19 protein-coding genes and 1 pseudogene are annotated in these 23,303 nt (G+C 73.5%); 3 read left to right on the forward strand and 17 right to left on the reverse strand.

Going from position 1 to position 23,303, the window contains the following annotated elements; translation table 11 throughout:
* The 10 genes from Q0444_RS01315 to Q0444_RS01360 all read right to left on the reverse strand — a co-directional run.
* Positions 1 to 1,015 (reverse strand): SLBB domain-containing protein (locus Q0444_RS01315; protein WP_299020791.1); only part of this gene is annotated, 1,015 nt, incomplete at its 3' end.
* Between the two features lie 50 nt (positions 1,016 to 1,065).
* Positions 1,066 to 1,896 (reverse strand): DegV family protein, encoded by an 831-nt coding sequence (locus Q0444_RS01320; RefSeq protein WP_291081506.1) that lies wholly within the window; start codon positions 1,894 to 1,896, stop codon positions 1,066 to 1,068.
* On the reverse strand, positions 1,893 to 2,588 hold the full coding sequence (locus Q0444_RS01325; protein ID WP_291081505.1) for a histidine phosphatase family protein: 696 nt from the start codon (positions 2,586 to 2,588) through the stop codon (positions 1,893 to 1,895). Before Q0444_RS01325 ends, Q0444_RS01320 begins: the two co-directional genes overlap by 4 nt.
* Positions 2,589 to 2,595: 7 nt before the next feature.
* The gene (gene rsfS / locus Q0444_RS01330) at positions 2,596 to 3,039 is read right to left on the reverse strand and encodes a ribosome silencing factor (RefSeq protein ID WP_291081504.1); all 444 of its coding nucleotides are present in this window, start codon (positions 3,037 to 3,039) and stop codon (positions 2,596 to 2,598) included.
* The gene (gene nadD / locus Q0444_RS01335) at positions 3,036 to 3,752 is read right to left on the reverse strand and encodes a nicotinate-nucleotide adenylyltransferase (RefSeq protein ID WP_299020794.1); all 717 of its coding nucleotides are present in this window, start codon (positions 3,750 to 3,752) and stop codon (positions 3,036 to 3,038) included. Before nadD ends, rsfS begins: the two co-directional genes overlap by 4 nt.
* Before the next feature lie 30 nt (positions 3,753 to 3,782).
* Positions 3,783 to 5,330 carry an Hsp70 family protein gene (locus Q0444_RS01340; RefSeq protein ID WP_291081502.1) on the reverse strand — a complete coding sequence of 516 codons (1,548 nt, stop codon included), beginning with the start codon at positions 5,328 to 5,330 and terminating at the stop codon, positions 3,783 to 3,785.
* Between the two features lie 23 nt (positions 5,331 to 5,353).
* Positions 5,354 to 6,784, reverse strand: a complete 1,431-nt coding sequence (locus Q0444_RS01345) for a VWA domain-containing protein (protein WP_291081501.1) — start codon at positions 6,782 to 6,784, stop codon at positions 5,354 to 5,356.
* 12 nt (positions 6,785 to 6,796) lie between these two features.
* Positions 6,797 to 7,678: a MoxR family ATPase gene (locus Q0444_RS01350; protein ID WP_291081500.1), complete on the reverse strand. Its 882-nt coding sequence runs from the start codon at positions 7,676 to 7,678 to the stop codon at positions 6,797 to 6,799.
* A gap of 64 nt (positions 7,679 to 7,742) precedes the next feature.
* Positions 7,743 to 9,047, reverse strand: a complete 1,305-nt coding sequence (locus Q0444_RS01355) for a glutamate-5-semialdehyde dehydrogenase (RefSeq protein WP_291081498.1) — start codon at positions 9,045 to 9,047, stop codon at positions 7,743 to 7,745.
* A 71-nt stretch (positions 9,048 to 9,118) separates the two neighbouring features.
* The gene (locus Q0444_RS01360; protein WP_291081496.1) at positions 9,119 to 9,730 is read right to left on the reverse strand and encodes a class I SAM-dependent methyltransferase; all 612 of its coding nucleotides are present in this window, start codon (positions 9,728 to 9,730) and stop codon (positions 9,119 to 9,121) included.
* Positions 9,731 to 9,875: 145 nt separating this feature from the next.
* Between Q0444_RS01360 and Q0444_RS01365 the strand changes: the two genes are divergently transcribed.
* On the forward strand, positions 9,876 to 12,017 hold the full coding sequence (locus Q0444_RS01365; RefSeq protein WP_291081494.1) for an ATP-dependent DNA helicase RecQ: 2,142 nt from the start codon (positions 9,876 to 9,878) through the stop codon (positions 12,015 to 12,017).
* Positions 12,018 to 12,055: 38 nt separating this feature from the next.
* On the opposite strand, the pseudogene Q0444_RS01370 reads toward Q0444_RS01365, so the two are convergent.
* Positions 12,056 to 13,780 (reverse strand): annotated as a pseudogene (locus tag Q0444_RS01370) (FAD-binding dehydrogenase); the annotation flags it as partial.
* Between the two features lie 148 nt (positions 13,781 to 13,928).
* Positions 13,929 to 14,981 (reverse strand): DUF5995 family protein, encoded by a 1,053-nt coding sequence (locus Q0444_RS01375; RefSeq protein WP_291081492.1) that lies wholly within the window; start codon positions 14,979 to 14,981, stop codon positions 13,929 to 13,931.
* Between Q0444_RS01375 and Q0444_RS01380 the strand changes: the two genes are divergently transcribed.
* Together Q0444_RS01380 and Q0444_RS01385 are read left to right on the forward strand one after the other, a co-directional pair.
* Positions 14,980 to 15,747 (forward strand): MBL fold metallo-hydrolase, encoded by a 768-nt coding sequence (locus tag Q0444_RS01380; protein ID WP_291081490.1) that lies wholly within the window; start codon positions 14,980 to 14,982, stop codon positions 15,745 to 15,747. The genes Q0444_RS01375 and Q0444_RS01380 overlap by 2 nt on opposite strands.
* A complete protein-coding gene (locus Q0444_RS01385; protein ID WP_291081488.1) occupies positions 15,747 to 16,628 on the forward strand; it encodes a Sir2 family NAD-dependent protein deacetylase in 882 nt (293 codons plus the stop codon). Before Q0444_RS01380 ends, Q0444_RS01385 begins: the two co-directional genes overlap by 1 nt.
* A 42-nt stretch (positions 16,629 to 16,670) precedes the next feature.
* Here the strand turns inward: Q0444_RS01385 and proB are convergent, their stop codons facing one another.
* The 5 genes from proB to Q0444_RS01410 form a co-directional block, all read right to left on the reverse strand.
* The gene (gene proB, locus Q0444_RS01390; protein ID WP_291081486.1) at positions 16,671 to 17,786 is read right to left on the reverse strand and encodes a glutamate 5-kinase; all 1,116 of its coding nucleotides are present in this window, start codon (positions 17,784 to 17,786) and stop codon (positions 16,671 to 16,673) included.
* Positions 17,783 to 19,243, reverse strand: a complete 1,461-nt coding sequence (gene obgE / locus Q0444_RS01395; RefSeq protein ID WP_291081484.1) for a GTPase ObgE — start codon at positions 19,241 to 19,243, stop codon at positions 17,783 to 17,785. The genes proB and obgE overlap by 4 nt, the downstream gene beginning before the upstream one ends.
* A 126-nt stretch (positions 19,244 to 19,369) precedes the next feature.
* Positions 19,370 to 19,633, reverse strand: a complete 264-nt coding sequence (gene rpmA / locus Q0444_RS01400) for a 50S ribosomal protein L27 (RefSeq protein WP_291081482.1) — start codon at positions 19,631 to 19,633, stop codon at positions 19,370 to 19,372.
* 68 nt (positions 19,634 to 19,701) lie between these two features.
* Positions 19,702 to 20,007, reverse strand: coding sequence for a 50S ribosomal protein L21 (gene rplU, locus Q0444_RS01405; RefSeq protein WP_291081480.1), 306 nt, complete (start codon positions 20,005 to 20,007; stop codon positions 19,702 to 19,704).
* A 237-nt stretch (positions 20,008 to 20,244) separates the two neighbouring features.
* The coding region (locus Q0444_RS01410; RefSeq protein WP_299020802.1) for a ribonuclease E/G at positions 20,245 to 23,303 on the reverse strand (3,059 nt) is incomplete at its 5' end.

Below are 23,303 nucleotides of genomic sequence, written 5' to 3' on the forward strand. Positions count from 1 at the left end.
TATGGCGGGGGGAGGCAGGGGATCCCACTGGCCGGGGGGGGCACGGGGCGGGGGCCCCGCCGCCCCCCCCCCGGGCGAGTTGCTCGCCGCCCGCGACCCCGCCGTTGGCCGCCCGCCACGAGAGGATCGCCGCCGCCGTCACCGGCCCCACCCCCGGCAGGGTGTCGAGCGTCGCGGCGTCGGCGGGGTTGGGGTTGACCGGCCCCCTTCCGGGGGGGGGGGCGCCGGGGGCGGCCGGCGCGGCAGGGGGCGCGGGCCCGGCCGCCGCCGCGGGGACCGGCTCCGCGCCCACGATGCCACTGCGCGGACCGCGCGGTCCGTCGGGGCCCGGGGCCACGCCCACCAAGATCTGCTCGCCGTCGACCACCCTCCGTGCCAGGTTGAGCCCGTCGCGGTCGCCGCCGTCCAGCACGCCGCCCGCGCGGTCGAGGGCGTCCGCCACCCGGGCCCCGGGGGCCACCGTGACCAGGCCGCTGCGGCCCACGAGGCCGACGACCGAGACAACCACGGGCTGGTCGGCCCCTCCCGCGGCCACCGCGGTCGGGCTCGGGCTCGGGCTCTGGGCCACGGACGTGGAGGGTGCGGCCGAGCCGTCGGCGGGGACCGTCTGGCCGGGGGTCGCGAGCGCCAGATCCGGGACCGGCGGCCCGTCGGGCACGGCGGCGAGCAGGCGATGGACGGAGAACGCCCCGAGGCCCAGGACGAGCACCACCAGGGCGATCCCCGCCACCCTGTCTGGGGCCCACCGGACACGGCGCCACCACGGAGGGTCGGCCCACGCGCCCGGGTCGGGATCCGAGGGCGGCACCCGTTCGGGACGCCTGCCGTCCGGATCGGAGTCGGCCCACGGCACCGGGGGCGCTGCCACCGGGGTGGTCCGGGTGGCGGGGTCGGCCGGAGGTTCCGGGGCCGCCGGGCCGGTCACGCCGGCCAGACGCTGGAGGGTGGCCGCGCGGGCCGGGTCCCGGGCGGGGTCACCGGTGGTCGCGGACCGCGACCGGGGGTCGGAGGACATGCGCCGAACCTAACCCGGCCGCCGCCTCCGCCCCGGGTCGCGACCGCGCGTCAGGGGCCGCCCTGTGGAGAGACGGGAGGGATGGGGAATCCGGTGTCCACGAGGTCGGTCACGGAGACGCCCACGGTCCCCGGGCCCAGGTGCCACGCCAGGACCTCGTCGAACTCGACGACCAGCACGCGCTCCGGGAACGGCGTCTCCTTGCGGATCTCCGTGGCCATCTCCTCCGCGCGCTCGGGGGCCTGGTGGTGGTGGACGGCCACCAGCACGTCGCCCCGGCCCACCTCGTCGCGGAGCAGGGCCCGGAGTCTCTGGTGGGCCTTGGTGGTGGTGCGGGCCTTGGCCGCCAGGTCGACCGAGCCGCCCCGCAGCACGATGACCGGCCGCATGGAGAGCGCGCTGCCGAAGATCGCGGCCACCGCGCTGATCCGGCCACCGCGACGCAGACTGTCCAACGATTCCAGTGCGGCGAACGTCGATGCCCCCCGGCACAGCCGCTCCACCAACTCGTACGTGGCGGACAGCCCGAGCCCGTTCTTGGCGGCCCACGCGCTCTGGGCGACGGCGGCCCCGAACGACATCCCGGCGCCGCGGGAGTCGGAGACCAGGACCCGGCCGCCGAACCTCGTGGCCGCGTCGGCGGCGGACTGCCACGTGCGGGACAGCTGACGCGAGAGGTGCACCGAGACGATGCCCGTGCAGTCAGGGTCCTCCAGCAGCCCCCGGTAGATCTCCGCCAGCTCGTCCGGGGTGACCGCGGCGGTCGACACCGCCCGGTCCCCCTCCTCGACCACGTGCAGGCCCACGACGGTGATGCCGAACTCGCGGACCCACGCCTCGGGCAGGTCCGCGCTGGAATCGGTGACCAGACGGACGGTCATGACGGGACCCCCGGGGGCGTGAGGCCGGCGTTCCACTGGTCCAACCGCCACAGGACGTCGCGGGCCCCGTCCGTCGTGGGACCGATCTCAGGGGTCGGGAGCGCGGCGGCCCCGGAGGGCCGGGGATGCGCGGACAACTGCACCCAGCACGTGTTCCCCAGGCCGTTGAAGATCGGGTACTGCTCGACGGGGAGCTCGAGCAGGGCGGCGGTGAGCGCGGCGATCGCACCCCCGTGGGCCACGATCACGGCCGGGTGCTCGCTCCACCCGGGAGAGGAGTCCACCAGCTCGTCGACCACCTGGCGGGTCCGCCGGGCCACGTCGAGCCGGCTCTCGCCCTCCGGCGGAGACCACCGGGGGGTGCTGCGCCAGCGCATCCGCGCCTCCGGCCACAACTCGTCGACCTCGGAGTGGCTCATCCCCTGCCACGTGCCCAGGTCGGTCTCCCGCAGCCGGGCGTCGGTCCGCACCTCGAGCCCGACCTCGGACGCCAGGGCCCGCGCCGTCTCGCGGGCGCGCTGCAGGTCCGAGGACAGGACGGTCCAGGGTCGACGAGGCGCCAGGGCGCGCCCGACCGCGTGCGCCTGCTGGACCCCCAGCTCGCTGAGCTCGGTGTCCAGCTGTCCCTGCATCCGGAACGCGGCGTTGTAGTGCGTCTGTCCGTGACGCAGGAGGATGAGACGACGGGTCACCGGGGTGTCAGAGCCCCTGATCCCGCTGCGGCTCCTCGGGGGCGAGCGAGTCGTCGGCGCCGGCGGTCGACGCCGCGTCCCTGCGGGTGGTCTCCACGCCCTCGACCTCCACGACGGGGCAGTCCTTCCACAGGCGGTCGAGCGAGTAGTACTCGCGCTCGTCGACGTGCTGGACGTGGATCACGACATCGTTGTAGTCCAGGAGGGCCCAGCGCCCCTCGCGGGTGCCCTCGCGCCGGAGCGGCTTGTGTCCCGCCTCGCGGAGCTTGTCCTCGATCTCGTCGACGACGGCGTTGACCTGGCGCTCCGTCTCGGCGGAGGCGAGCACGAAGCAGTCGGTGATGATGAGCTGTCCGGAGACGTCGATCACGACGATGTCCGTCGCCAGCTTCTCGTCCGCGGCGCGGGCGGCGACGCCGGCGATCTCGATGGCCTGGGGGCTTGCGGTCACTGGGGGTTCTCCTCGGAGTGGGGGTCGGTGGTGACGGGCTCCCGGTGTACCGGGGCCGTCGCGGCGGGCTTCCCGTCGAGCCTGGTGGAGCCCTCGGGTCGGTAGAGATTGCGTTTGGCGATGTACTGGACCACGCCGTCCGGCACGAGGTACCAGACCGGGGCGTCGGCGCCGGCGCGGCGGCGGCACTCGGTCGACGAGATGGCCAGCGCCGGGATCTCGAGCAGGTGGACCCGATCGTCACCGATCTGCTGGAGGTGGGTGTCCGAGAGTTCGAAGCCCGGGCGGGACACCCCGACGAACGTGGCCAGACCGAACATCTCCTCCCAGCCGCGCCAGGTGAGGATCTTCTCCAGCGCGTCGGCGCCGGTGATGAAGAACAGCTCCGTGCCCGGGTGCTGCCGCAGCAGGTCCCTCAGCGTGTCGACGGTGAAGGTGGGACCCTGCCGGTCGATGTCCACGCGACTGACCGAGAACCGGGGGTTGGAGGCCGTCGCGATCACGGTCATCAGATACCGGTCCTCGGCGGGCGAGACCGTCCGTCCGTGCTTCTGCCACGGCTCACCGGTGGGAACAAACACGACGTCGTCGAGGTCGAACCGGTGCGCCACCTCGCTGGCCGCCACGAGGTGCCCGTGGTGGATGGGATCGAACGTCCCGCCCATCACTCCGATGCGGCGCCCGGCGCCCGCGGCGGTCCCCGTCGTGGTCATGGTCGCCGAGTCTATCGGTCCGGACCGGCTTCAGCCCCCACCCGTGCCCCAGCCGTGGCGCACGCGGTGCCCGGAGGCGAGGTCGACGATCTCGACGGTGACCATCCCCGTGCCGTCCACCCGGTACGTCTCCTCGACCTCGCCGAGCGGGCCACCCTCCCAGCGGCGGACGGGCAACCCGGACAGCTCGCCCGGCTCACGTCCCTGCAGCGCCGGGTCGAAGGGGAACGTCACGGTGGCCAGCGGCGCGATGTCCCCGCGGGGTTCGCCGTCCGGGTCGACACGCGTGTACTCCACGAACCGGTATCGGCCCAGGTCGTGGGCGGGGCGGTAGCGCCGGGTCACGGTCGCGACCGATCCGGGGGCCACCTGGAGGTCCGGGGTGAGGAGCGGGTCGAACACCGTCCGGCGACCGTCATCCGACTCGCGGAACACCCCGACCCCCCGTGAGAGCCGGTCGGTGAGCGAGTACCCGGAACCGGGATCCGCGGCGATCGCCAGTCCGACCGCCGTGGACGCCCAGGGCATGGGCGAGCGGTGGACACGCCGCCCGAAGGTCTCCCGGAGGGTCCGGGGAACCAGCGGGAAACCGGACGCCCCGCCCACGAGGTACACCCCCGCGAGGTCCGCGAGGTCGGGGTCCCCGTCCAGCAACCCGTCCACCAGCGGCGCCATCGCGGCGACCGTGGCGTCGACGAGCGGGCGGCAGGCCTCGTACACCGAGTCCACGGTCAGCGTCACCGGCGTGCCGGCGACGTCGACCGCGACCCGCCGACTCTGCGGCGCGAGTCGCTCCTTGGCGTCGCGGCAGTCCTCCCGCAGGACCAGCCGGTCGGCGTGGTCGAGATCGGCGAGCGTCCTCCCCGCAGCGGACACGGCCAGCTCCACCAGCACGTCGTCGAGGTCGTCCCCGCCCAGCCGGTTGATGCCGACGGTGTCGAGCACCTCGTGGGCGACGCCGTCCACGGCGACGAGGGAGGCGTCGAAGGTGCCACCCCCGAGGTCGTAGACCACGACGCGGCGGCGCCGCCCGGTGACGGTCCCGGCGCGCCGGTGCGTGTACTCGAAACCGGCGGCCGAGGGCTCGTTGACCATGCCCTCGACGTGGAACCCGGCGTCGTGGAACGCGTCGAGGGTGAGGAACCGTTGGGCCCCCAGGGCGTGGGCGGGGACGGCGACGACGACGGGGCCGATCCCCTCGTCGGCGAGCCGCTCCGCCGCCGTCGAGTCGTGCACGAGGGCGGTGCGCACCGCGGCGAGGAAGCCCGGGAGGAGTTCGCCCACCGTCACCCGCACCGCGTCGGGGGCGTGCCGACCGCCGATCCGGACGGGGGTGTCGGCGGTGACGTCCGGCTCGGCCAGGAGGCGCTTGAAGGACCGCAGCACCGGATACCCGTCCGCCGCGGCGGCGAGCGCCTGGAAGCCGAACACGAGGCCGCCGTCGACGGCCGCGACGACGGAGGGGAACCCGTCGTGGGCGTCACCGTCGGGGTCGGTGAAGGCGACGACGGGGTAGTTTCCCCGGTCCACGGCGGCCACCACCGTGTGGGTGGTGCCGAAATCGATCCCGAGACGCATGGGACGAGCCTATCGGGGCACCCTCACACCGGGAGCAGGCCCGCGACGACCTTCGTCAGCTGTTCGACGTTGCGACACTCGTGCATGGGCACGTACTGGGCATACAACGAGGCGGCGGAGTCGCCGGTCCCCCACTGACGCCTGGGCTCGGGGTTGAGCCAGTGGGTGTGGCCGACCCGTTCGCTGACGAACTCGAGCGCGTCCACCGACGGGTCCCGGTAGTTGTTGCGGCCGTCCCCCAGGATGAGCAGCGAGCCGGTCCGGGTGAGCGTGTGGGCGTAGCGGTCGGCGAACCCCGACAGGGCGTGCCCGTAGTCCGAGTGGCCGTCGTAGGTGACGATCTCCGCCTCGCGGACCATCCGGCTCATCGCCGACCCGAGATCGGACCCGGTCTCGAAGAACGAGGTCACCTCGTCGGTGGTGTCGACGAACGCGAACACCCGGACGCGCGAGAACTGCTCGCGCAGGGAGTGCACCAGCTGCAGGGTGAAGTGGCTGAATCCCGCCACCGAGCCCGAGACGTCGCACAGGACCACCAGCTCTGGCCGCGCGGGGCGGGGCTTGCGGAGCACCAGCTCGACGGGCACCCCGCCGGTCGACATGGACCGGCGCATGGTCTTGCGCATGTCGATCGCCCCGTGCCGGTGCCTGCGCCGCCGCGCCGCCAGGCGGCTGCCGAGCTGCCGGGCGAGCGGCCCCACCCGGCGCCGCAGCGCCTGGAGGTCCTGGTCGTTGGCCCGGAGGAAGTCCACCTGCTCGGCGGCGGGTCCCACCGCGTAGTCGGCCACCCGGTCGCGGCCCACCGTCTCGGCCGTGCGCCGCCTGGTCTCGTCGGCGACCTCGCGCAGGAAGCCCCGCACCATGTCCGCCGCGGAGTTGGCGGCGGCCGACTTCTCGGCGTGCCTGGTGGCCCCGTCGGGGTCCATGGGGTCCGCGCCGAGCAGTCCGTCGAGGATCTTCCGCATGATCGCGGAGGTGTCGAGCGGGCTCAGCGCCTGATAGGCGGAGAACCTCTGCCCGCCCGCCGAGTCGTACGAGCCGAGCTGCTCCACCAGCAGTTCCGCCAGGGCCCGGGCCTTGGCCCGTGACTCCTCGGTGTCCTCGAGCAGCAGCGAGGCGATGAGCTCGTTCAGGGCCTCGGGATCCACCTTGCCGTCGTCGTCGGTCGGTATCTCCACCTCCAGGGTGGCGGCGTCCGGCGCCACGTGGGCACCGACGGCGGCCGGGAACCACAGGTCGAAGAGCTGGTCGAACACCCCGCGATGGGTGGCCTTGTGGAGGATCGTCGCGGCGAGCGCCTCCCGCAGCGCCGCGCGGTCGAGCAGGTCGATGTGCACCATCGCCGCCGCCGCGTCGACCGCCTCGCTGGGTCCGACGGGGATGCCCTTGCGGCGAAGGGCGCCCACAAAGTCGACGAGGTGTCCGGACATCCCGCCCGGCGTGCCCTTGGCCATGTGCCCGGTCTCCTAGTTGAGCCGCAGCTCGGCGGCCGCGCGAAGCTGGTCGGACTGGTGCTTGAGCACCACGCCGAGGGTCTGCAGGACGGTCTCGTCGTCGATCGTGTCCAGTCCCAGCGCCACCAGGGTGCGGCCCCAGTCGATCGTCTCGGACACGCTCGGCACCTTCTTCAGCGCCATCGCCCGCAGCACCCCGACCACGCGCACGAGCTGCTCGGCCAGCCGGTCGTCCAGCTCGGGAACCCGCGAGGCGAGGATCTTGCGCTCGAGCTCCGGGGTCGGGAAGTCGAGGTGGAGGTAGAGGCAGCGACGCTTGAGGGCCTCGGAGAGTTCCCGGGCCGCGTTGGAGGTCAGGACCACGAACGGCTTGCGCGTGGCCTCGATGGTGCCGAGCTCGGGGATCGTCACCGCGAAGTCGCTGAGCACCTCCAGGAGCAGGCCCTCGATCTCGATGTCGGCCTTGTCCACCTCGTCCACCAGCAGCACCGTGGGCTCGCTCCGGCGGATCGCGGTGAGCAGCGGCCGGGACAGCAGGAACTCCTCGGAGAAGACGTCGTCCCGCGTCGAGTCCCAGCCCTCACCCTGGCCGGCCTGGATGCGCAGGATCTGCTTGGCGTGGTTCCACTCGTACAGCGCCCGGGCCTCGTCCACGCCCTCGTAGCACTGGAGCCGGATGAGCTCGGCCTCCGTGGCCGCGGCGACCGCCTTGGAGAGCTCGGTCTTCCCGACGCCCGCGGGCCCCTCGATGAGCAGCGGCTTGCCCAGCCGGTCGGCGAGGTAGACGACGGTCGCGGTCGAGCGGTCGGCGAGGTACCCCTGCCCGCCGAGGGCGTCGATCACGTGGTCGATGCTCTCGAAGGCCGGTCGTTGGGCGGTGCGGGCTCGGTCCATGGGGTGGATCCTCTCGGTTCGGGGTCGTCGGTGGCGGGCCGCGGGCGGCCCGGGCGGGCGGACCTTACGGCCGCACGTGCCCCTTGCCGTGGGCGATCCACTTGGTGCTGGTGAGTTCCTCGAGCCCCATGGGGCCGCGGGCGTGGAGTTTCTGGGTGGAGATCCCGATCTCGGCGCCGAAGCCGAACATCTCCCCGTCGGTCCACGCGGTGGAGGCGTTGACCATCACGGCGGCCGCGTCGACCCGCGCGCAGAACCGGTCCGCCACGTCGATGCTGCGGGTGGAGATGGCCTCGGTGTGCCCGGAGGACCAGCGGGCGATGTGCTCGATAGCCCCCTCGACCCCGTCGACCACCTTGAGCGCGATGTCCATGCTGAGGTACTCCTCCCCCCAGTCCACGTCGTCGGCGGGCACCAGTCCCTCGCGGTCGCCGTGCACGGTGACGCCGGCGGCCTCGAGCGCCCCCACCACGCGGTCCACGGCGGCGTCGCCCAACTCCTCGTCGAGGAGCACCGTCTCGGTGGCGTTGCAGACGCTGCAGCGACGGGTCTTGCCGTTGAGCAGGAGGCTGATCGCCTCGTCCAGGTCGGCGTCTCCATGGATGTAGAGATGACAGTTGCCGGTGCCGGTCTCGATGGCCGGCACCTTGGCGTTCTCCACCACCGCCTGGATGAGCCCGGCGCCACCCCGCGGGATCACCACGTCCACCAGGCCCCGGGCCTGGATGAGGTGGGTGACCGAGGAGCGGTCCTCCGACGGCAGCAGCTGCGCCGCGTCGACGGGCAGTCCGTACTCCGACAACACCCCACGCAGGACCGTGACCAGGGCCTCGTTGGAGTGCCGGGCGGACCGGGAGCCGCGGAGCAGGGCGGCGTTGCCGGACTTGAAGGCCAGGCCGAAGGCGTCGACCGTGACGTTGGGCCGACCCTCGTAGATCATCCCGATCACCCCCAGCGGCACGCGGACCTGGCGCAGCTCGAGCCCGTTCGGCCTCGTGGAGCCGCGGATGACCGACCCGATCGGGTCGGCCAGCCCCGCCACCTGGCGCAGCCCCCCGGCGATCCCGTCGATGCGAGCCGGGGTCAACCGCAGCCGGTCCAGCATCGCCTCACCGGTGCCGGCCGCCGCCTGCTCCTCGATGTCCCGGGCGTTGGCCTCGAGGATCCCGACCTCCGCGGCGATCAGGCCGTCGGCCGCCGCCAGCAGGAGCGCGTTCTTGCGGTCCGCGGTGAGCAACGCCAGCTCCCGCGCGGCGACGCGGGCCCGGCGGGCGGCGTCGTGGACGGCGTCCCGGGTCGGGTCCGCAGCGGGCCGATCGGCGTCCGTCTGGCCGGTGAGGTCGGGGGCGTCGAGATGGCTGGCAGTCATGCGTGCCAGCTTACCGATGTGGGTCGCCGCGCCCGTGGGCCCACGACGTCGGGCGCGGCCGACCACCTCGCCTAGGCCCGGACGAGGACGGTGATCATGAAGCCGCTGTCGTCCCCGAACGGCTGCAGGTCCCACGTCGACCAACGCTGCTGCACCCGGAGCCCGGCGCGGTCGGCGTCGCGGTCGAACTCCTCGCGGGTCCAGCCCCGGTCGAGTCCGAAGCCCACCACCAGGCGGCCGGCCCGGCCGTCGGTGCCCTCGTCCGCCGTGGTGAGCCGCGCGGCGAGGTTGGTCAGCACGGCGCCGCGGTCGGCGGGGTCGACAAAGGCCAGGACGTTGCCCGCCGAGACGGCGAGGTCGAACGGGCCGCGGGCCCACCCGTCGTCCGCCAGATCCGCGACCTCCCACGAGGCGTCGGGGCACGACCGGCGCGCCCGCTCGATCAGGTGCGGATCGAGGTCGACACCGGTGACGCGGTGGCCACGCGAGTGCAGGTAGGCGCCGGTGCGACCCTGGCCGCAGCCCACGTCGAGGATCCGGGCGCCGCGCGGGACCATCGCGTCGATCAGCCGCGCCTCGCCGTCGATGTCCACGCCGTCGGCCACCATGTCGTCCCACCGTCGGGCGTACCGCTCGGAGTGCTCGGGGTCGGCCTCCACGATCTGCTTCCATGTCTGTGCCATACGGCCCAGTATGGCCGCCGGGGGCGGAGGGCGTCGACGACGACGAGGGCGGCGACAGCCGGGCCGGCGGACCGGGGCGCCGGGTGCCCGCCCCCGCACCCTGAGCCGCGGCTGCCCTGTCGTAGCGGTGGGGCACGATGGGGCCATGACCTCGCCGGCGGACCGTCCCCATCCCGACCACCCGATCTCCGTGGACCGGGCGGCGCTGCGCGCGCGTGCCGACGAGTTGCTCGGCGCCCTGGCCGGGCCGGGCGCCGTCCTGCGCGAGGACCAGTGGGTGGCCATCGAGGCCCTGGTGGCGGACCGTCGGCGCGCCCTCGTGGTCCAGCGCACCGGCTGGGGCAAGTCCGCGGTCTACTTCATCGCCGCCCGGCTGCTGCGGGAACTGGGTTCCGGCCCCACCGTGATCGTCTCGCCGCTGCTGGCGCTCATGCGCAACCAGGTCGAGGCCGCCGCCCGGGCGGGGGTGCGGGCGGCCACCATCAACTCCGCCAACATGACCGAGTGGGACGAGGTGCGTTCGGCGGTGCGGGCCGGCGAGGTCGACGTCCTGCTGGTGAGCCCCGAGCGTCTCAACAACCCCGATTTCCGGGACACGGTCCTGCCCGCGCTCGCCGCGGACGCCGGGCTGGTGGTGGTCGACGAGGCCCACTGCGTCTCGGACTGGGGCCACGATTTCCGCCCGGACTACCGGCGCATCCGCACGCTGCTCGCCGACCTGCCCCGGGGCGTGCCGGTCCTGGCCACCACGGCCACGGCCAACGACCGTGTGGTCCGCGACGTGGCCCAGCAGCTCGGGGTCGGTGAGTCCGTGGGCGATGACACGCTCGTCCTGCGTGGCGGCCTGGATCGGGAGTCGCTGCGACTGTCGGTGGTGGACATCCCGGACTCCGAGAAGCGGGCCGCCTGGCTCGTGGAGAACCTGGGGTCCCTGCCGGGCAGCGGCATCGTGTACAGCCTCACCGTGGCCGCCGCCGAGGACATGGCTCAGCTCCTCACCTCCGCCGGCCACCGGGTCAGCGCCTACACCGGCCGCACCGACGCCGCGGAACGCGAGGAGCTGGAGCGCGCCCTGCTGGGCAACCAGGTCAAGGCGCTGGTCGCCACCTCCGCGCTGGGCATGGGCTTCGACAAGCCGGACCTGGGCTTCGTGGTCCACCTCGGAGCCCCGCCCTCCCCCATCTCCTACTACCAGCAGATCGGCCGTGCCGGGCGCGCGGCCGACCGCGCCGAGGTGGTCCTGCTGCCCGGGCCCGAGGACCGCGCCATCTGGAATCACTTCGCGTCGCTGGCGTTCCCGCCCGAGGACGTGGTGCGCAGGGTCATCGACGCACTGGACCCCGACCGGCCGCAGTCCACGCAGGCCCTGGAGCCGGCCGTCGATCTCGGCCGCACCCGCCTCGAGATGGTGCTCAAGGTCCTCGACGTCGACGGCGCGGTGCGGCGGGTCAGGGGCGGATGGGTGTCCACCGGGCAGTCGTGGCAGTACGACGCCCAGCGCTACGCGGGCCTGGCCCGGGCACGGCAGTCCGAGCAGCAGACGATGCTGGAGTACCAGCGCACCGGGTCCTGTCGCATGGAGTTCCTCCGCGCCCAACTGGACGACCCCACCCTGGACGAGTCGTCCGGCGGCTGCGGGCGCTGCGACAACTGCACGGGCGAGCGCCGCACCACCGAGGTCGACTCCGGTGCGCTGTCCCGGGCCCGCGACGCCCTGGAGAGGCCCGGCGTGGTGGTGCCGGCCCGCCGGCAGTGGCCCTCCGGCCTCGCGAAGCTCGACGTGCCGCTCAAGGGCAGGATCGCCGACGGACCGGAGGAGGGACGGGCGCTGGCCCGCCTGACCGATCTCGGTCTGGGGCAGAAGCTGCGGTCCCTGCTCGCCGAGCCCGACCAGGAGGCACCCGAGTGGCTGGTCCGCTCGTGCGTCCCCGTCCTGCGCGAGTGGGGCTGGGCGGACCGGCCCACCGGCGTCGCCGCCCTGCTCACCGGGCAGCACCCCCGACTCGTCGTGAGCCTGGCCCGGGCCCTGGCGCGGATGGGCCGCATGGAGCCCCTCGGGGAGATCACCCGGGACCCGGCGCTGCCCGCGGTGACCGCCCAGAACTCGGCCTACCGGGTGGCCCAGTTGTGGGGCACCTTCACCGGTCCCGGGGTGAGCCCGGACGGGCCCGTCCTGCTGGTCACGGACCTGCTCGGGACCGGCTGGACGGTGACCGAGGCCGCGCGGCACCTGCGCACCGCGGGAGCGCCCGCGGTCCTCCCGCTGGCGATCGCCTCCGCCGGCTGAGCCGGGAGCGGCGGTGTCAGCGGGCCGCCCCCGGCCCCGCGCGCCCCCCCGCGCCCGGCCTTCATGCCGGGGGAGATGCAACCCCCGGGGGAGGGGCCCCCCCGCGCGGTGGGCCCGCGGGCGCCGCCGCCCCCGAACCCCGCGACCTCGCCCGCCGCGTACAGGCCCGGGAACACCTCTCCCTCGGGGGTGAGGCACTGCGAGTCCAGGGTGGTCTCGATCCCGCCGAGGGTCTTGCGGGTCATGAGGTGCACCTTGACGCCGATGAGCGGCCCTCCCGACCCGGCGGCCGAGCCCCTGCTCGGTCCCGAGTCCGCGAGCAGCCGGTGCGGCTTGGCCAGCCGGGTGAGCTTGTCGGTGAGCACCCGTCGGGCATTGTGGATGGCCTGGACCTGGGCGTCCTTGGCGAACGGGTTGTCCATCTGCCCGTCCATCGCCAGGACGAATTCGCGGACTCGGTCCACGTCCAGCGCGGGCTCGCCCTCTCTCAGGGTGTCGTTCAACCCGGCGACCAGTTCCTCGATGGTGTCGGCCACCACCCAGTCCACACCCTTCTCGGCGAAGTCGGCGATCGACGGCGGCAGGCCGCCACCAGCCTTGGAGGCGAACTTCTTCAGGCTCTTGTCCGTCAGTTCCGGGTTCTGTTCGGAGCCGGAGAGGATGAACTCCTTGCCCGCGATCGCCGAGTCGAGGATGAACCAGGAATGGTCGTGACCGGCCCTGCGGATCGCCTCCACCGACGCCGTGGTGTGGAATCCGGGGAAGAGCGGCACCGGCATCCGGTCGCCGTTGCCGTCCAGCCACAGGGTGGACGGGCCGGGGATGATGCGGATCGCGTGAGAGGGCCAGATGGGCGCGAAGTTCGACACGCCCTCCGTGTAGTGCCACATGCGGTCGCGGTTGACCAGGTTCACGCCTGCGGCCTCGGAGATCTCCAGCATCCGGCCGTCCACGTGCTCGGGCACGCCCACGATGAGGTGCTCGGGAGCCGGGCCGAGGCGGTCGGTGGGCCAGTACCGACGCACCAGGTCCGGGTTGCCGCCGATCCCGCCGGAGGACAGCAGCACCGCACCCGCCCGGAACTCGAACTCCCCGGTCTCCTCGCGCGGGGAGGCCACCCCGCGGTCCAGGTCGCAGGGCACGAGCGTCGCGCCGCGCACGCCGACGGCCCGACCGTCCTCCACCACGATCTCGTCCACCCGGTGGCGCACGGCGAACCGCACCAGCCCCTCCCGGGCCGCCTCCAGCACGGGCTCCTCGAATACCCGGACCACCTCGGGTCCGGTCCCCCACGTCACGTGGAAGCGCGGCACGGAGTTGCCGTGACCGGCCACGTCGCCGCCGCCGCGCTCGGCCCATCCGACGGTGGGGATGATCCGCAGCCCCAGGTCGTGGAGGTACTTCCGCTTCTCCCCGGCGGCGAACTCGACGTAGGCACGCGCCCACTCCCGGGGCCGCTGGTCCTCCGGGCGGTCGAAGCCGGCGGATCCGAGCCAGTCCCGCCACGCCAGGTCGAGCGAGTCGGAGATCCCGATCCGGCGCTGCTCGGGGGTGTCCACCATGAAGAGGCCACCGAGCGACCAGAACGCCTGGCCGCCGAGGTTCTTCTCGTTCTCCTGGTCCACCACCAGGACCTTCCTCCCGGCGCGGCTGGCCTCGTAGGTCGCCACGAGGCCCGCGAGCCCGTGACCCACCACGATCACGTCGGGGCTGAAACCGGGCTCGGGTGCGGGCAGCGGCCCGGTGTTGGCGGCACGGGACATCGACGGCGGCTGCCAGGCCGGATACGTGGGGTGGACGGGACGGGCGTCGCCCGAAGTGCGTGCGGAATTATTCACGGGTTCAGTGTGCCGCCTGGGCACGCCCCGCGTGCGCTGCACCCCGCGTGCGCTGCAACGCGCGTGGGGCGCGTCAGAGGCCGCCGACGGCCGTGATGGACTGCAACACCACGTCGACATCCCGCCACAGACCGAGGACCTGCCCGGCGGCCACCGGAGCCACCGCGGGGTCCTGCAGCGCCAGTCCGTGCGAGAACGCCAGGAGGCTGTACGCCTGGTCCCCGAACCGCAGCAGTGCGCCGGAGCCGACGCCCGGGCCGGTGACCGCATCGATCGCGGGACCGACCACGTAGAGATTCCACAACGGACCGAGATCCGCACCGTAGACCTCGAGGGTCCGATCGATGATGAGTCGTCGGTGATCCGCGATCCCTCCGACGATCTCCAGGTAGCCGCCGACGTCCTCGGGGACGGCGTCGGTCGCGGCGACCGCCCGGGCCAGGTCCACCGTGAGGTGGGCGTTATACCCCGTCATCGCCACGAATGCCGGGCGCTGGCGGCAGTCGACGGCCAGGGAGAAGTAGCGCGCCCAGTGCTCGTCGACCGGCGCACCGGAGAAGTGGGCGTGCAGAGCGGTGAGATAGGGCTCGAGCAGCACGAGACTGAGCTTCCGCGCCCACTCCGGGTCGGGGGCGACGCCCCTGCGCTGCAGCGGGAGAACCGGGTCCGACTCGACCTCATCGAGGCCCACGCCGAAGAGCCCCCGTCGGTCTCCGTGTGCGGCGAGAAGATCTCCCACCTCGCGACTCCGTGCCGTCCGACGCTCCAGTTCCTCCAGAGTCGACAGGGCCGGCGACGCGTCGGGCGCGGTGAGGTCGCGTAGCCGTGCGAGGTCACCGTCGCCGAGTGGAGTCCCACATGCCTGCCGCGGGACGATCCCGGGCACCGGGTCCGGTGGGTCGGGCACGGCCCGGGCCGACTCGGCGGTCGACGACACGGTCGGCGGTTCGGCCGACGCGACGCCGGACGTGCCGGCGCCCGTCGTCAGGCATACCGCCACCACCACGGCAACGGAGCGGGTCCACGAGCGGATCATCAGCGGACGGTAGCGCTGCGCCCCGACCACCGCCACCGGCCCCGGGGCCTCGGGGCCCCGGGGCCCCGTGGCCGGTACCGTGACCGGCATGCGGATCCACCAGCTCAACTGCGGGACCATGGCGGGCCGAACCCCCACGCGGATCCTGCTGCTGGAGGCCCCTGGCGGCCTGGTGCTGGTCGACTCCGGGATCGGCCTGGGGGACATCGCCGACCCCGCGACCCGCCTCGGGCCGCTGCGCCACGTCCTGCGCCCGGCGCTGGACCCCGCCGAGACCGCGGTCCGTCGCATCGAGGCGCTCGGGCTGGACCCCCGGGACGTCCGGCACATCGTGATCACCCACCTCGACCTGGACCACATCGGCGGCCTGGCCGATTTTCCCGCGGCCGAGGTCCACGTCGCGTCCGAGTGCCTCACGTGGGCGGTGCGCACCCCCCGGCTCCCCGAGCGTCGCCGGTACCGCAGGGCCCAGTGGTCCCACGGGCCCCGGTTCACCGAGTACGTCTACGGCACCGATCGGTGGGAGGGATTCCGCGTCCGAGACCTCGACCACGTGGTCGAGGGGATGCTGCTCGTGGATCTGCCGGGGCACACCGCCGGGCACGCGGGGGTGTACGTGCCGGGTGATGACGACGAGGTCGACGTCCTGCACGCCGGAGACGCGTTCTACCACCGCGGACAGGTCGACCCGACCGTCCGCCACCCCGGGGTGGTCGCCGCCGGGGAACGCGTCATGGCCCTCCAGCCGTCCGCCGTGGGGATCACCCATTCCCTGCTGGCCGCGGTGGCCGCCCGGCGCCGGGGCGACCTGCACGTGGTCTGCGCACACGACCCCTCGGGCCCCGGGGGCTCGTGATGGTCCGGATACGCGAGACCGCCTGGACGCCCGCCGAGCGGACGGATCCCGACCCCGATCTGCCCGACCGCGCCGCCTCGCTCGCCCGCCTCCTGCGCGGCCGTCGGGCCGCCGTCCTCACCGGCGCCGGGATCTCCACCCCCTCGGGAATCCCCGACTACCGGGGCCCCGACTCCCCCGGCCGCACCCCGATGACGTTCCAGCAGTTCGTGGGCGACCCCGGGTTCCGGCGCCACTACTGGGCGCGCAACCACCTGGGGTGGCGGCACATGGAGGCCGCGCGGCCCAACGCCGCGCACCTGCTCCTGGCGGACTGGGAACGACGCGGCCTCGTGACCGGGGTGGTCACCCAGAATGTGGACCTGCTGCACCTCAAGGCCGGCAGCCGCCGGATCGTGGACCTGCACGGCACCTACGGGGTGGTCACCTGCCTCGACTGCGGACTCCGGCAGAGCCGCTGGGCGCTGCACGAGGACCTGGACCGGCTCAACCCCGGCTTCGCCGACCGCGTGGCGACCCTCGGCGCGATCGAGGTGGCACCCGACGCGGACGCCGTCCTCACCGACACCTCCGACTTCCGCATGGTGGACTGTCCGGCCTGCTCGGGCGTGCTCAAGCCGGACATCGTCTACTTCGGCGAGAACGTCCCCGCGGACCGTGTGCACGCGGCCAACGCCATGGTGGACTCCTCCGACCTCCTCGTCGTCGTCGGATCCTCCCTCACGGTCCGGTCCGGATACCGGTTCGTACGGCGGGCGGTGACCTCGGGCGTGCCGGTCGTGGTGGTCAACCGCGGCCGCACCCGGGCCCACGACGAGGCCACCCTCACGGTGGACGGCGACTGCGTGGAGGTGCTCTCCCTGGTCGACCGGGCCCTGTGATCCGCCCGGGTCGACCGTGCCCTCACCGACGGCCGGTGGAGATCAGAGGGCCACGAGGTCGTCGGCGTGGACCAGCGGGCGCCCCTGGCCCCGGTTCTCCGCACCCTCGGCGCGCTCGACCAGCCGGGCGCGGACCTCGATCGAGTCGTACTGGGCTATGCCGCGGGCCACGGCCCGGCCGTCGGAGTCGTGCAGTTCGACCACGTCGCCGAAGTGGAACAGCCCCTCCACGCCGGTCACCCCCGCCAGCAGCAGCGACCGTCGGGACCCGGTCACCGCACGGACCGCGCCGTCGTCGAGCAGCACCGACCCCCGTGCGTCGGCGGCGTGGCGGACCCAGAAGCGCCGGGCGGTCATCCTCTCGGGTCGGGGGGCGAAGACCGTTCCCACACCCGGGTCGGCCGCGAGGGCCTCGGGGGCCAGCCCGGCGGCGGTGAGCAGGACCGGGATCCCCGCGTCGGCGGCCAGCCGGGCCGCGGCGAGCTTGGACGCCATCCCGCCGGTGCCCAGCGCCCCGCCGGCGCCGGCCACCACGCCGTCCAGGTCGTTCTCCCCGCCGACCATCGTCACCGCGGTGGCGTCGCCCTTGCGGGGGTCGGAGTCGTACAGCGCGTCCACGTCCGAGAGCAGGACGAGGGCGTCCGCGCTGATGAGGTGGGCGACCAGGGCGGCCAGCCGGTCGTTGTCGCCGAAGCGGATCTCGTTGGTGGCCACCGTGTCGTTCTCGTTGATCACCGGGACCGCGCGCAGCGTCCGCAGCCGGTCCAGGGTGCGCTGTGCGTTGGCCGCGCTCTCCCGCCGCCCGATGTCGCCCGCGGTGAGCAGGACCTGCCCCACCACGCGGTCGTAGCGCGCGAAGGAGTCGCCCCACGCCCGGGCCAGCTCGAGCTGCCCCACGCTGGCGGCGGCCTGCTTGGCGGCCAGCGTCGAGGGCCTGACGGTCATCCCGAGCGGAGACATCCCCGCACCGATCGCGCCGGAGGAGACGACGAACACGTCCGACCCCGCCGCCATCCGCGCCTGGCAGACGTCGGCCAGCGCGTCGAGTTGGGGCCGCCGGATCCCGCCGCCGAAGCTCGTGATGGCGGAGGACCCGATCTTGACCACCACGCGGCGGGCCGCGCCGATGCGGCGGCGCAGCTCCCGCTCCGGACTCACTCCAGGATCTCCTCGTCGGGGTCGATGAGTCCGCGACGCACCCGCTTGCGGTACTTGCGCTCGGCGGCACCCACCCGGTCGTCGGCCTCCAGACGGACGTCGGTCCCCCGACCCGTCCGCATGAGGTCCACGCCAGCCGGGGTCTGCGGCTCCCAGTCGAACGACACGCCGCCGATGGTGACCGTGCACCCCTCCTGCGCGCCGGCCTTGATGAGGGCGGTCTCCACGCCCAGCCGGGACAGACGGTCGGCGAGGAAGCCCACGGCCTCGTCGTTCTCGAAGTCGGTCTGACGGATCCACCGCTCGGGCTTGACCCCCGTGACGATGAACGCACCGGCCTCGACGGGATCCTTCCGGACCCTGAACTCCTCCACGTCGACCGCCCTGGGCCGCAGCACGATCCGCTCCGGCGCCGCCGGCGGGTTGGCCTTGCGGTGCGCCTTGATCAGCTCGTAGAGCCCGTACCGCAGCTCGTCGAGCCCCTTGTGCGCGACGGCGGAGATGGCGTAGACCGGCCAGCCCTTGGCCTCGAAGTGGGCGGTGACCATCTCCGCCATGTCCGCGGCGTCGGGGATGTCGATCTTGTTGAGCACCACCACGCGCGGCCGGTCCGCCAGGTCGCCCAGCCCGGCGTCGGCGAGCTCCGGCTGGTAGGCGGCGAGCTCGGCCTCGAGCGCGTCGACATCGGAGATCGGGTCCCGGTCGGACTCCAGGTTCGCGCAGTCCACCACGTGGGCGAGCACCGCGGTGCGCTCGATGTGCCGCAGGAAGTCCAGACCGAGCCCGCGGCCCTCGCTCGCCCCGGGGATGAGGCCCGGCACGTCGGCGATCGTGTACGTGTCGTCGCCCACCGAGACCACGCCGAGGTTGGGGGCCAGGGTCGTGAACGGGTAGTCGGCGATCTTCGGCTTGGCGGCCGAGAGCACGGACACGAGCGAGGACTTGCCCGCCGACGGGAACCCCACGAGCCCGACGTCGGCCATGGACTTGAGCTCGAGCGTCAGGTCGCGGACCTCGCCGGGCTCACCGAGCAGCGCGAAGCCCGGGGCCTTGCGGGCGCGGGAGGCGAGCGCGGCGTTGCCGAGGCCGCCCTTGCCGCCCTCGGCGGCGACGAACCGGGTCCCGGCGCCGGTGAGGTCGGCCAGGACCTCACCGTCCTCGTCGAGCACGACGGTCCCCGGCGGGACCGCCAGGACGAGGTCGTCCCCGTGCGCGCCGTTGCGGTTGGCGCCCATACCGGGCTCTCCCTTGCCGGCGCGTGCGTGGGGCCGGAAGTGGAAGTCCAGCAGGGTGTGGACCTGCGGGTCCACGACCAGAACGACGTCCCCACCGGTGCCGCCGTTACCCCCATCGGGGCCGCCGAGCGGCTTGAACTTCTCGCGGTGCACGGACGAGCAGCCACGGCCGCCGTCCCCGGCCGCGAGGTGGAGCACTACGCGGTCGATGAATCTCGACATGGTGCGGACTCCTCCTGCTGGTCGTGGGTCGTACGGGGTGTGGCGGAAATGCTCTCGGGGACCGGGCGTGGGGTCCTGAAGACCCCGCCCGGCCCCCGAGGGCGAATCGCGTCAGTTGCTACCGGGTCAGGCCTCGGCGCCGACGGGCACGATGTTGACGGTCTTGCGTCCGCGCTTGGTGCCGAACTCGACCGCACCGGCGGCGAGGGCGAACAGCGTGTCGTCGCCGCCACGGCCCACGCCGACGCCCGGGTGGAACTTGGTGCCACGCTGGCGCACCAGGATCTCGCCGGCGTTGACCTCCTGGCCGCCGAAGCGCTTCACGCCGAGGCGCTGCGCGTTGGAGTCACGACCGTTACGGGTGCTGGATGCGCCCTTCTTACTTGCCATGTCCGAACCCCTCCTTCAGGGAAGACGCCCGAGGGCGCTGAGCTGGTGGCCTAGGCGGCCGCGGTGGATTACTTGATACCGGTGATCTTCAGGACCGTCAGCTTCTGCCGGTGGCCCTGACGCTTGTGGTACCCGGTCTTGTTCTTGAACTTGTGGATCCGGATCTTGGGTCCCTTGGTCTGCTCGACGATCTCGCCGGAGACGGTGACCTTGGCCAGGGCGTCGGCGGCGGAGGTGACGGTCGAGCCGTCGACCACGAGGATCGGGGAAAGGGACACGGAGGTGCCGGCCTCGCCCTCGATCTTCTCGACCTTGACGTGGTCCCCTTCGGCGACCTTGTACTGCTTGCCGCCGGTCTTGACGATCGCGTACATGGAGGGCTTCCCCTTGCTTCTCGGGTGTGTGGCTGCCGTGGGGCGTCCACACCTAATGTGCGGTGTTCTCTCTTGCCCGTCGACTCTCATCGACGAGGATCGCCGGCCCGGTCGGCCCTTTCAGGCCCGGCCCGCGACTTCTCGCGCGACGACATAGCGCCGCGACGAGCGACTTGTCAAGGTTACGGCCCGGCGGTGCAGCAGGTCAAACCGACCATCCCACCGGGCCCGGAACCTCTAGTGATCGGCGTCCCCCGGAGCGATCGTCGACCGGGTCGCGCGCCGCCGGGCGGGCCGCTGACGCGGTTCCGCGACGACGGCCGTGGGTGCCTGCGCCAGGGGCGCGGCCGCGACGGGCACCACCGCGACCGGCGCGGCCGCCTGGTCGGCATCCGCGGGTGCGGCGGAGCCGGCCTCGCGACGGGTGGACCGCCTGCGGGGCCGTCGACCCGACGATTCCTCGACCGGGCCGGCGTCCGCCGAGGGCGGCGAGGCCGGGGTCCCCGGGGTGCTCGACGCGATCTCGTCGGCCGGCGCGGCGGGCTCCACGGTCCGGACGTCCTCGCCGGCAGCGACGGCGTCGGTGTCAGCGTCGGTGGCTGTGTCGGTAGCGGTGGCGGTGGCCTCCACCACCGGGGTGCCGGTCCCGTCCTCGACCGCGTTCTCGTCCTCGACAGCGGTCCCGGGCTCGGGCGTCCCGTCCGCCGGGCGGCGGGTCGAACGCCGCCGGCGGCGCGGCGGACGCGTGCTCTCCCCTGCCGACGAGTCGGCGACACCGGAGTCCGGGGTCGTGGCCTCGTCTCCGGCCCGGTCGGTCGCCGCGGTGGCGCCGGCCGGAGTCGGATCGGCCGCCGGCGCGACGTCGGCGGCGGCCCGCTCGGCAGTCGCCTCGGACTCGGCGGCGGCCCGCTCGGCCTCCTGGCGCGAGATGGCCAACGCGGCCGGATGTGCGGCCGGAGCGGGTCCGTCCTTTCTCGGGGCCTGCTTGGGCGCGGTCGAGGACGACGAACCACCCGCCGAGCCGTCGACCTGACCCTGGTCCCCTCCCTTGCCGCCGCGGCGGCGGCCGCGACGCGCACCGGGCTCGTCTGCGTTGTGGGACTCGGTGTGGACCGGGTCGGCGTGCACGATCAACCCGCGGCCCTGGCAGTGCTCGCACGGGGTGGAGAACGCCTCGACCAACCCGGTTCCCAGCTTCTTGCGGGTCAGCTGGACCAGTCCCAGCGAGGTCACCTCGGAGACCTGGTGCCGGGTGCGGTCGCGCCCGAGCGCCTCGGTGAGACGGCGCAGGACGAGATCGCGGTTGGCCTCCAGGACCATGTCGATGAAGTCGATGATCACCATCCCGCCCACGTCACGCAGGCGCAGCTGGCGCACGATCTCCTCGGCGGCCTCGAGGTTGTTCCTCGTGACCGTCTCCTCGAGGTTGCCGCCCGAGCCCGTGTACTTGCCCGTGTTCACGTCGATCACGGTCATGGCCTCGGTGCGGTCGATCACCAGCGAGCCGCCGGACGGCAGCCACACCTTGCGGTCGAGCGCCTTGGCCAGCTGCTCGTCCACGCGATGGGTGGAGAACACGTCCACGTCGGGGTTGTCGTACCGCTGCACCCGCTCGACCATCTCGGGCGCGACTCGCGAGACGTAGTCGTGGACCGTGTCCCACGAGGTGTCCCCCTGGATGACGAGCTTGGTGAAGTCCTCGTTGAACAGGTCCCGGACCACCTTGACCAGCAGGTCGGGTTCCTCGTACAGGGCCACCGGGGACCCGGAACCGGAGGCGGTCCGCTTGGCGGACGCCTCGGCGATCTCGTTCCACTGGGTGGCCAGGCGTTCGACGTCGCGGCCGATCTCCTCCTCGCTGACGCCCTCCGCCGCGGTCCGGATGATCACACCCGACCCCTCGGGGACGACGTCCTTGAGAATGGCCTTGAGGCGACGACGCTCCGTGTCGGGGAGCTTGCGGGAGATGCCCGTGGAGTTCCCGTCCGGCACGTAGACCAGGAAGCGTCCCGCCAGCGAGATCTGCGTGGACAGGCGGGCGCCCTTCTGCCCCACCGGGTCCTTGGTGACCTGCACCAACACCATGTCGCCGGGCTTGAGGGCCTGCTCGATCCGCCGGGCCTTCCCGCCGAGCCCGGCGGCCTCCCAGTTGACCTCGCCCGCGTACAGGACGCCGTTGCGGTTGCGTCCGATGTCGACGAACGCCGCCTCCATGCTCGGGAGCACGTTCTGCACGCGGCCGAGGTAGACGTTGCCCACCATCGAGCGCGCGGACTCGGTGGTGACGAAGTGCTCCACGAGCACCTTGTCCTCGAGCACGCCGACCTGGGTCATGACCCCCTCGCCGTCGGCACGCTGCTTCTCCCGGACCACCATCACGCGGTCGACGGACTCACGGCGGGCCAGGAACTCGGACTCGGAGAGGATCGGCTGCCGGCGGCGGCCGGCGTCCCGGCCGTCGCGGCGGCGCTGACGCTTGGCCTCGAGTCGCGTCGAGCCGGTGATGCCCTGGACCTCATCCGCAGACGTGTCGGCGCCCTGTCCCCCCCGTGCGGGGCGGCGGCGCGGTTCGCGGTCGGAGCCGTCCGGCTGGGGCTGGTCGTCGCCGGACGACTGACCGTCGTCCGCGGCGGAACTCCCGCTACGACGACGACGACGCCGCCGCCTACGCGATCCCGACGACGACTCCTCGGACCCGTCCGAGTCGTCCCCGTCGGAGTCGTCCTGCCCGTCCGAGTCGTCCCGCCCGTCGGAGTCGTCCGCGGATCCGTCGGCCGGGCGCGTGGAGTCGTCAGAGGAGCCGGAGGCGGCCCGGTCCCCGTCGCCCTCGGCGGCGTCCCCGTCCTCGTCGGACCCCGAGGTCTGCTCATCGGCGTTCTCGCCACGTCCGCGGCCGCGGCCGCGGCGACCCCGGCGGCGGCGGCGGGCAGCGGCGTCGCCGGTCTCGTCCTGCTCGTCCGTGGTGTCGGCGTCCTCCCGGGGGTCCGCCTCCTCCGTGGTCTCGGTGGCGGCGCGGTCGTCCCGCTGGGTGCCGGACCGGGGGGCGTCGGTCGCCGCTCGTCTCGTCCGCGCGGGTCGATCCTCTTCTGCCCTGGCGGCGGTCTCCTCGGGCGAGAGGAACAGCGGCGAGAACGAGGGGGTCGCGGTGGATCGACGGCGACTGTTGCCGGTCTCCACCGTCCCCACCTCACCGGTGACGATCGCCATCTCGGGCAGCGGCCGGCGGGCCGGCGCCGTCCGGGCGGGGGCCTTCTTCTCGGCGGCGGTCTTCTCCGCGGGGGCCTTCTTCTCGGCGG

Origin of the sequence: uncultured Dietzia sp., assembly GCF_937873725.1 — a bacterium.
GTDB lineage: Bacteria > Actinomycetota > Actinomycetes > Mycobacteriales > Mycobacteriaceae > Dietzia.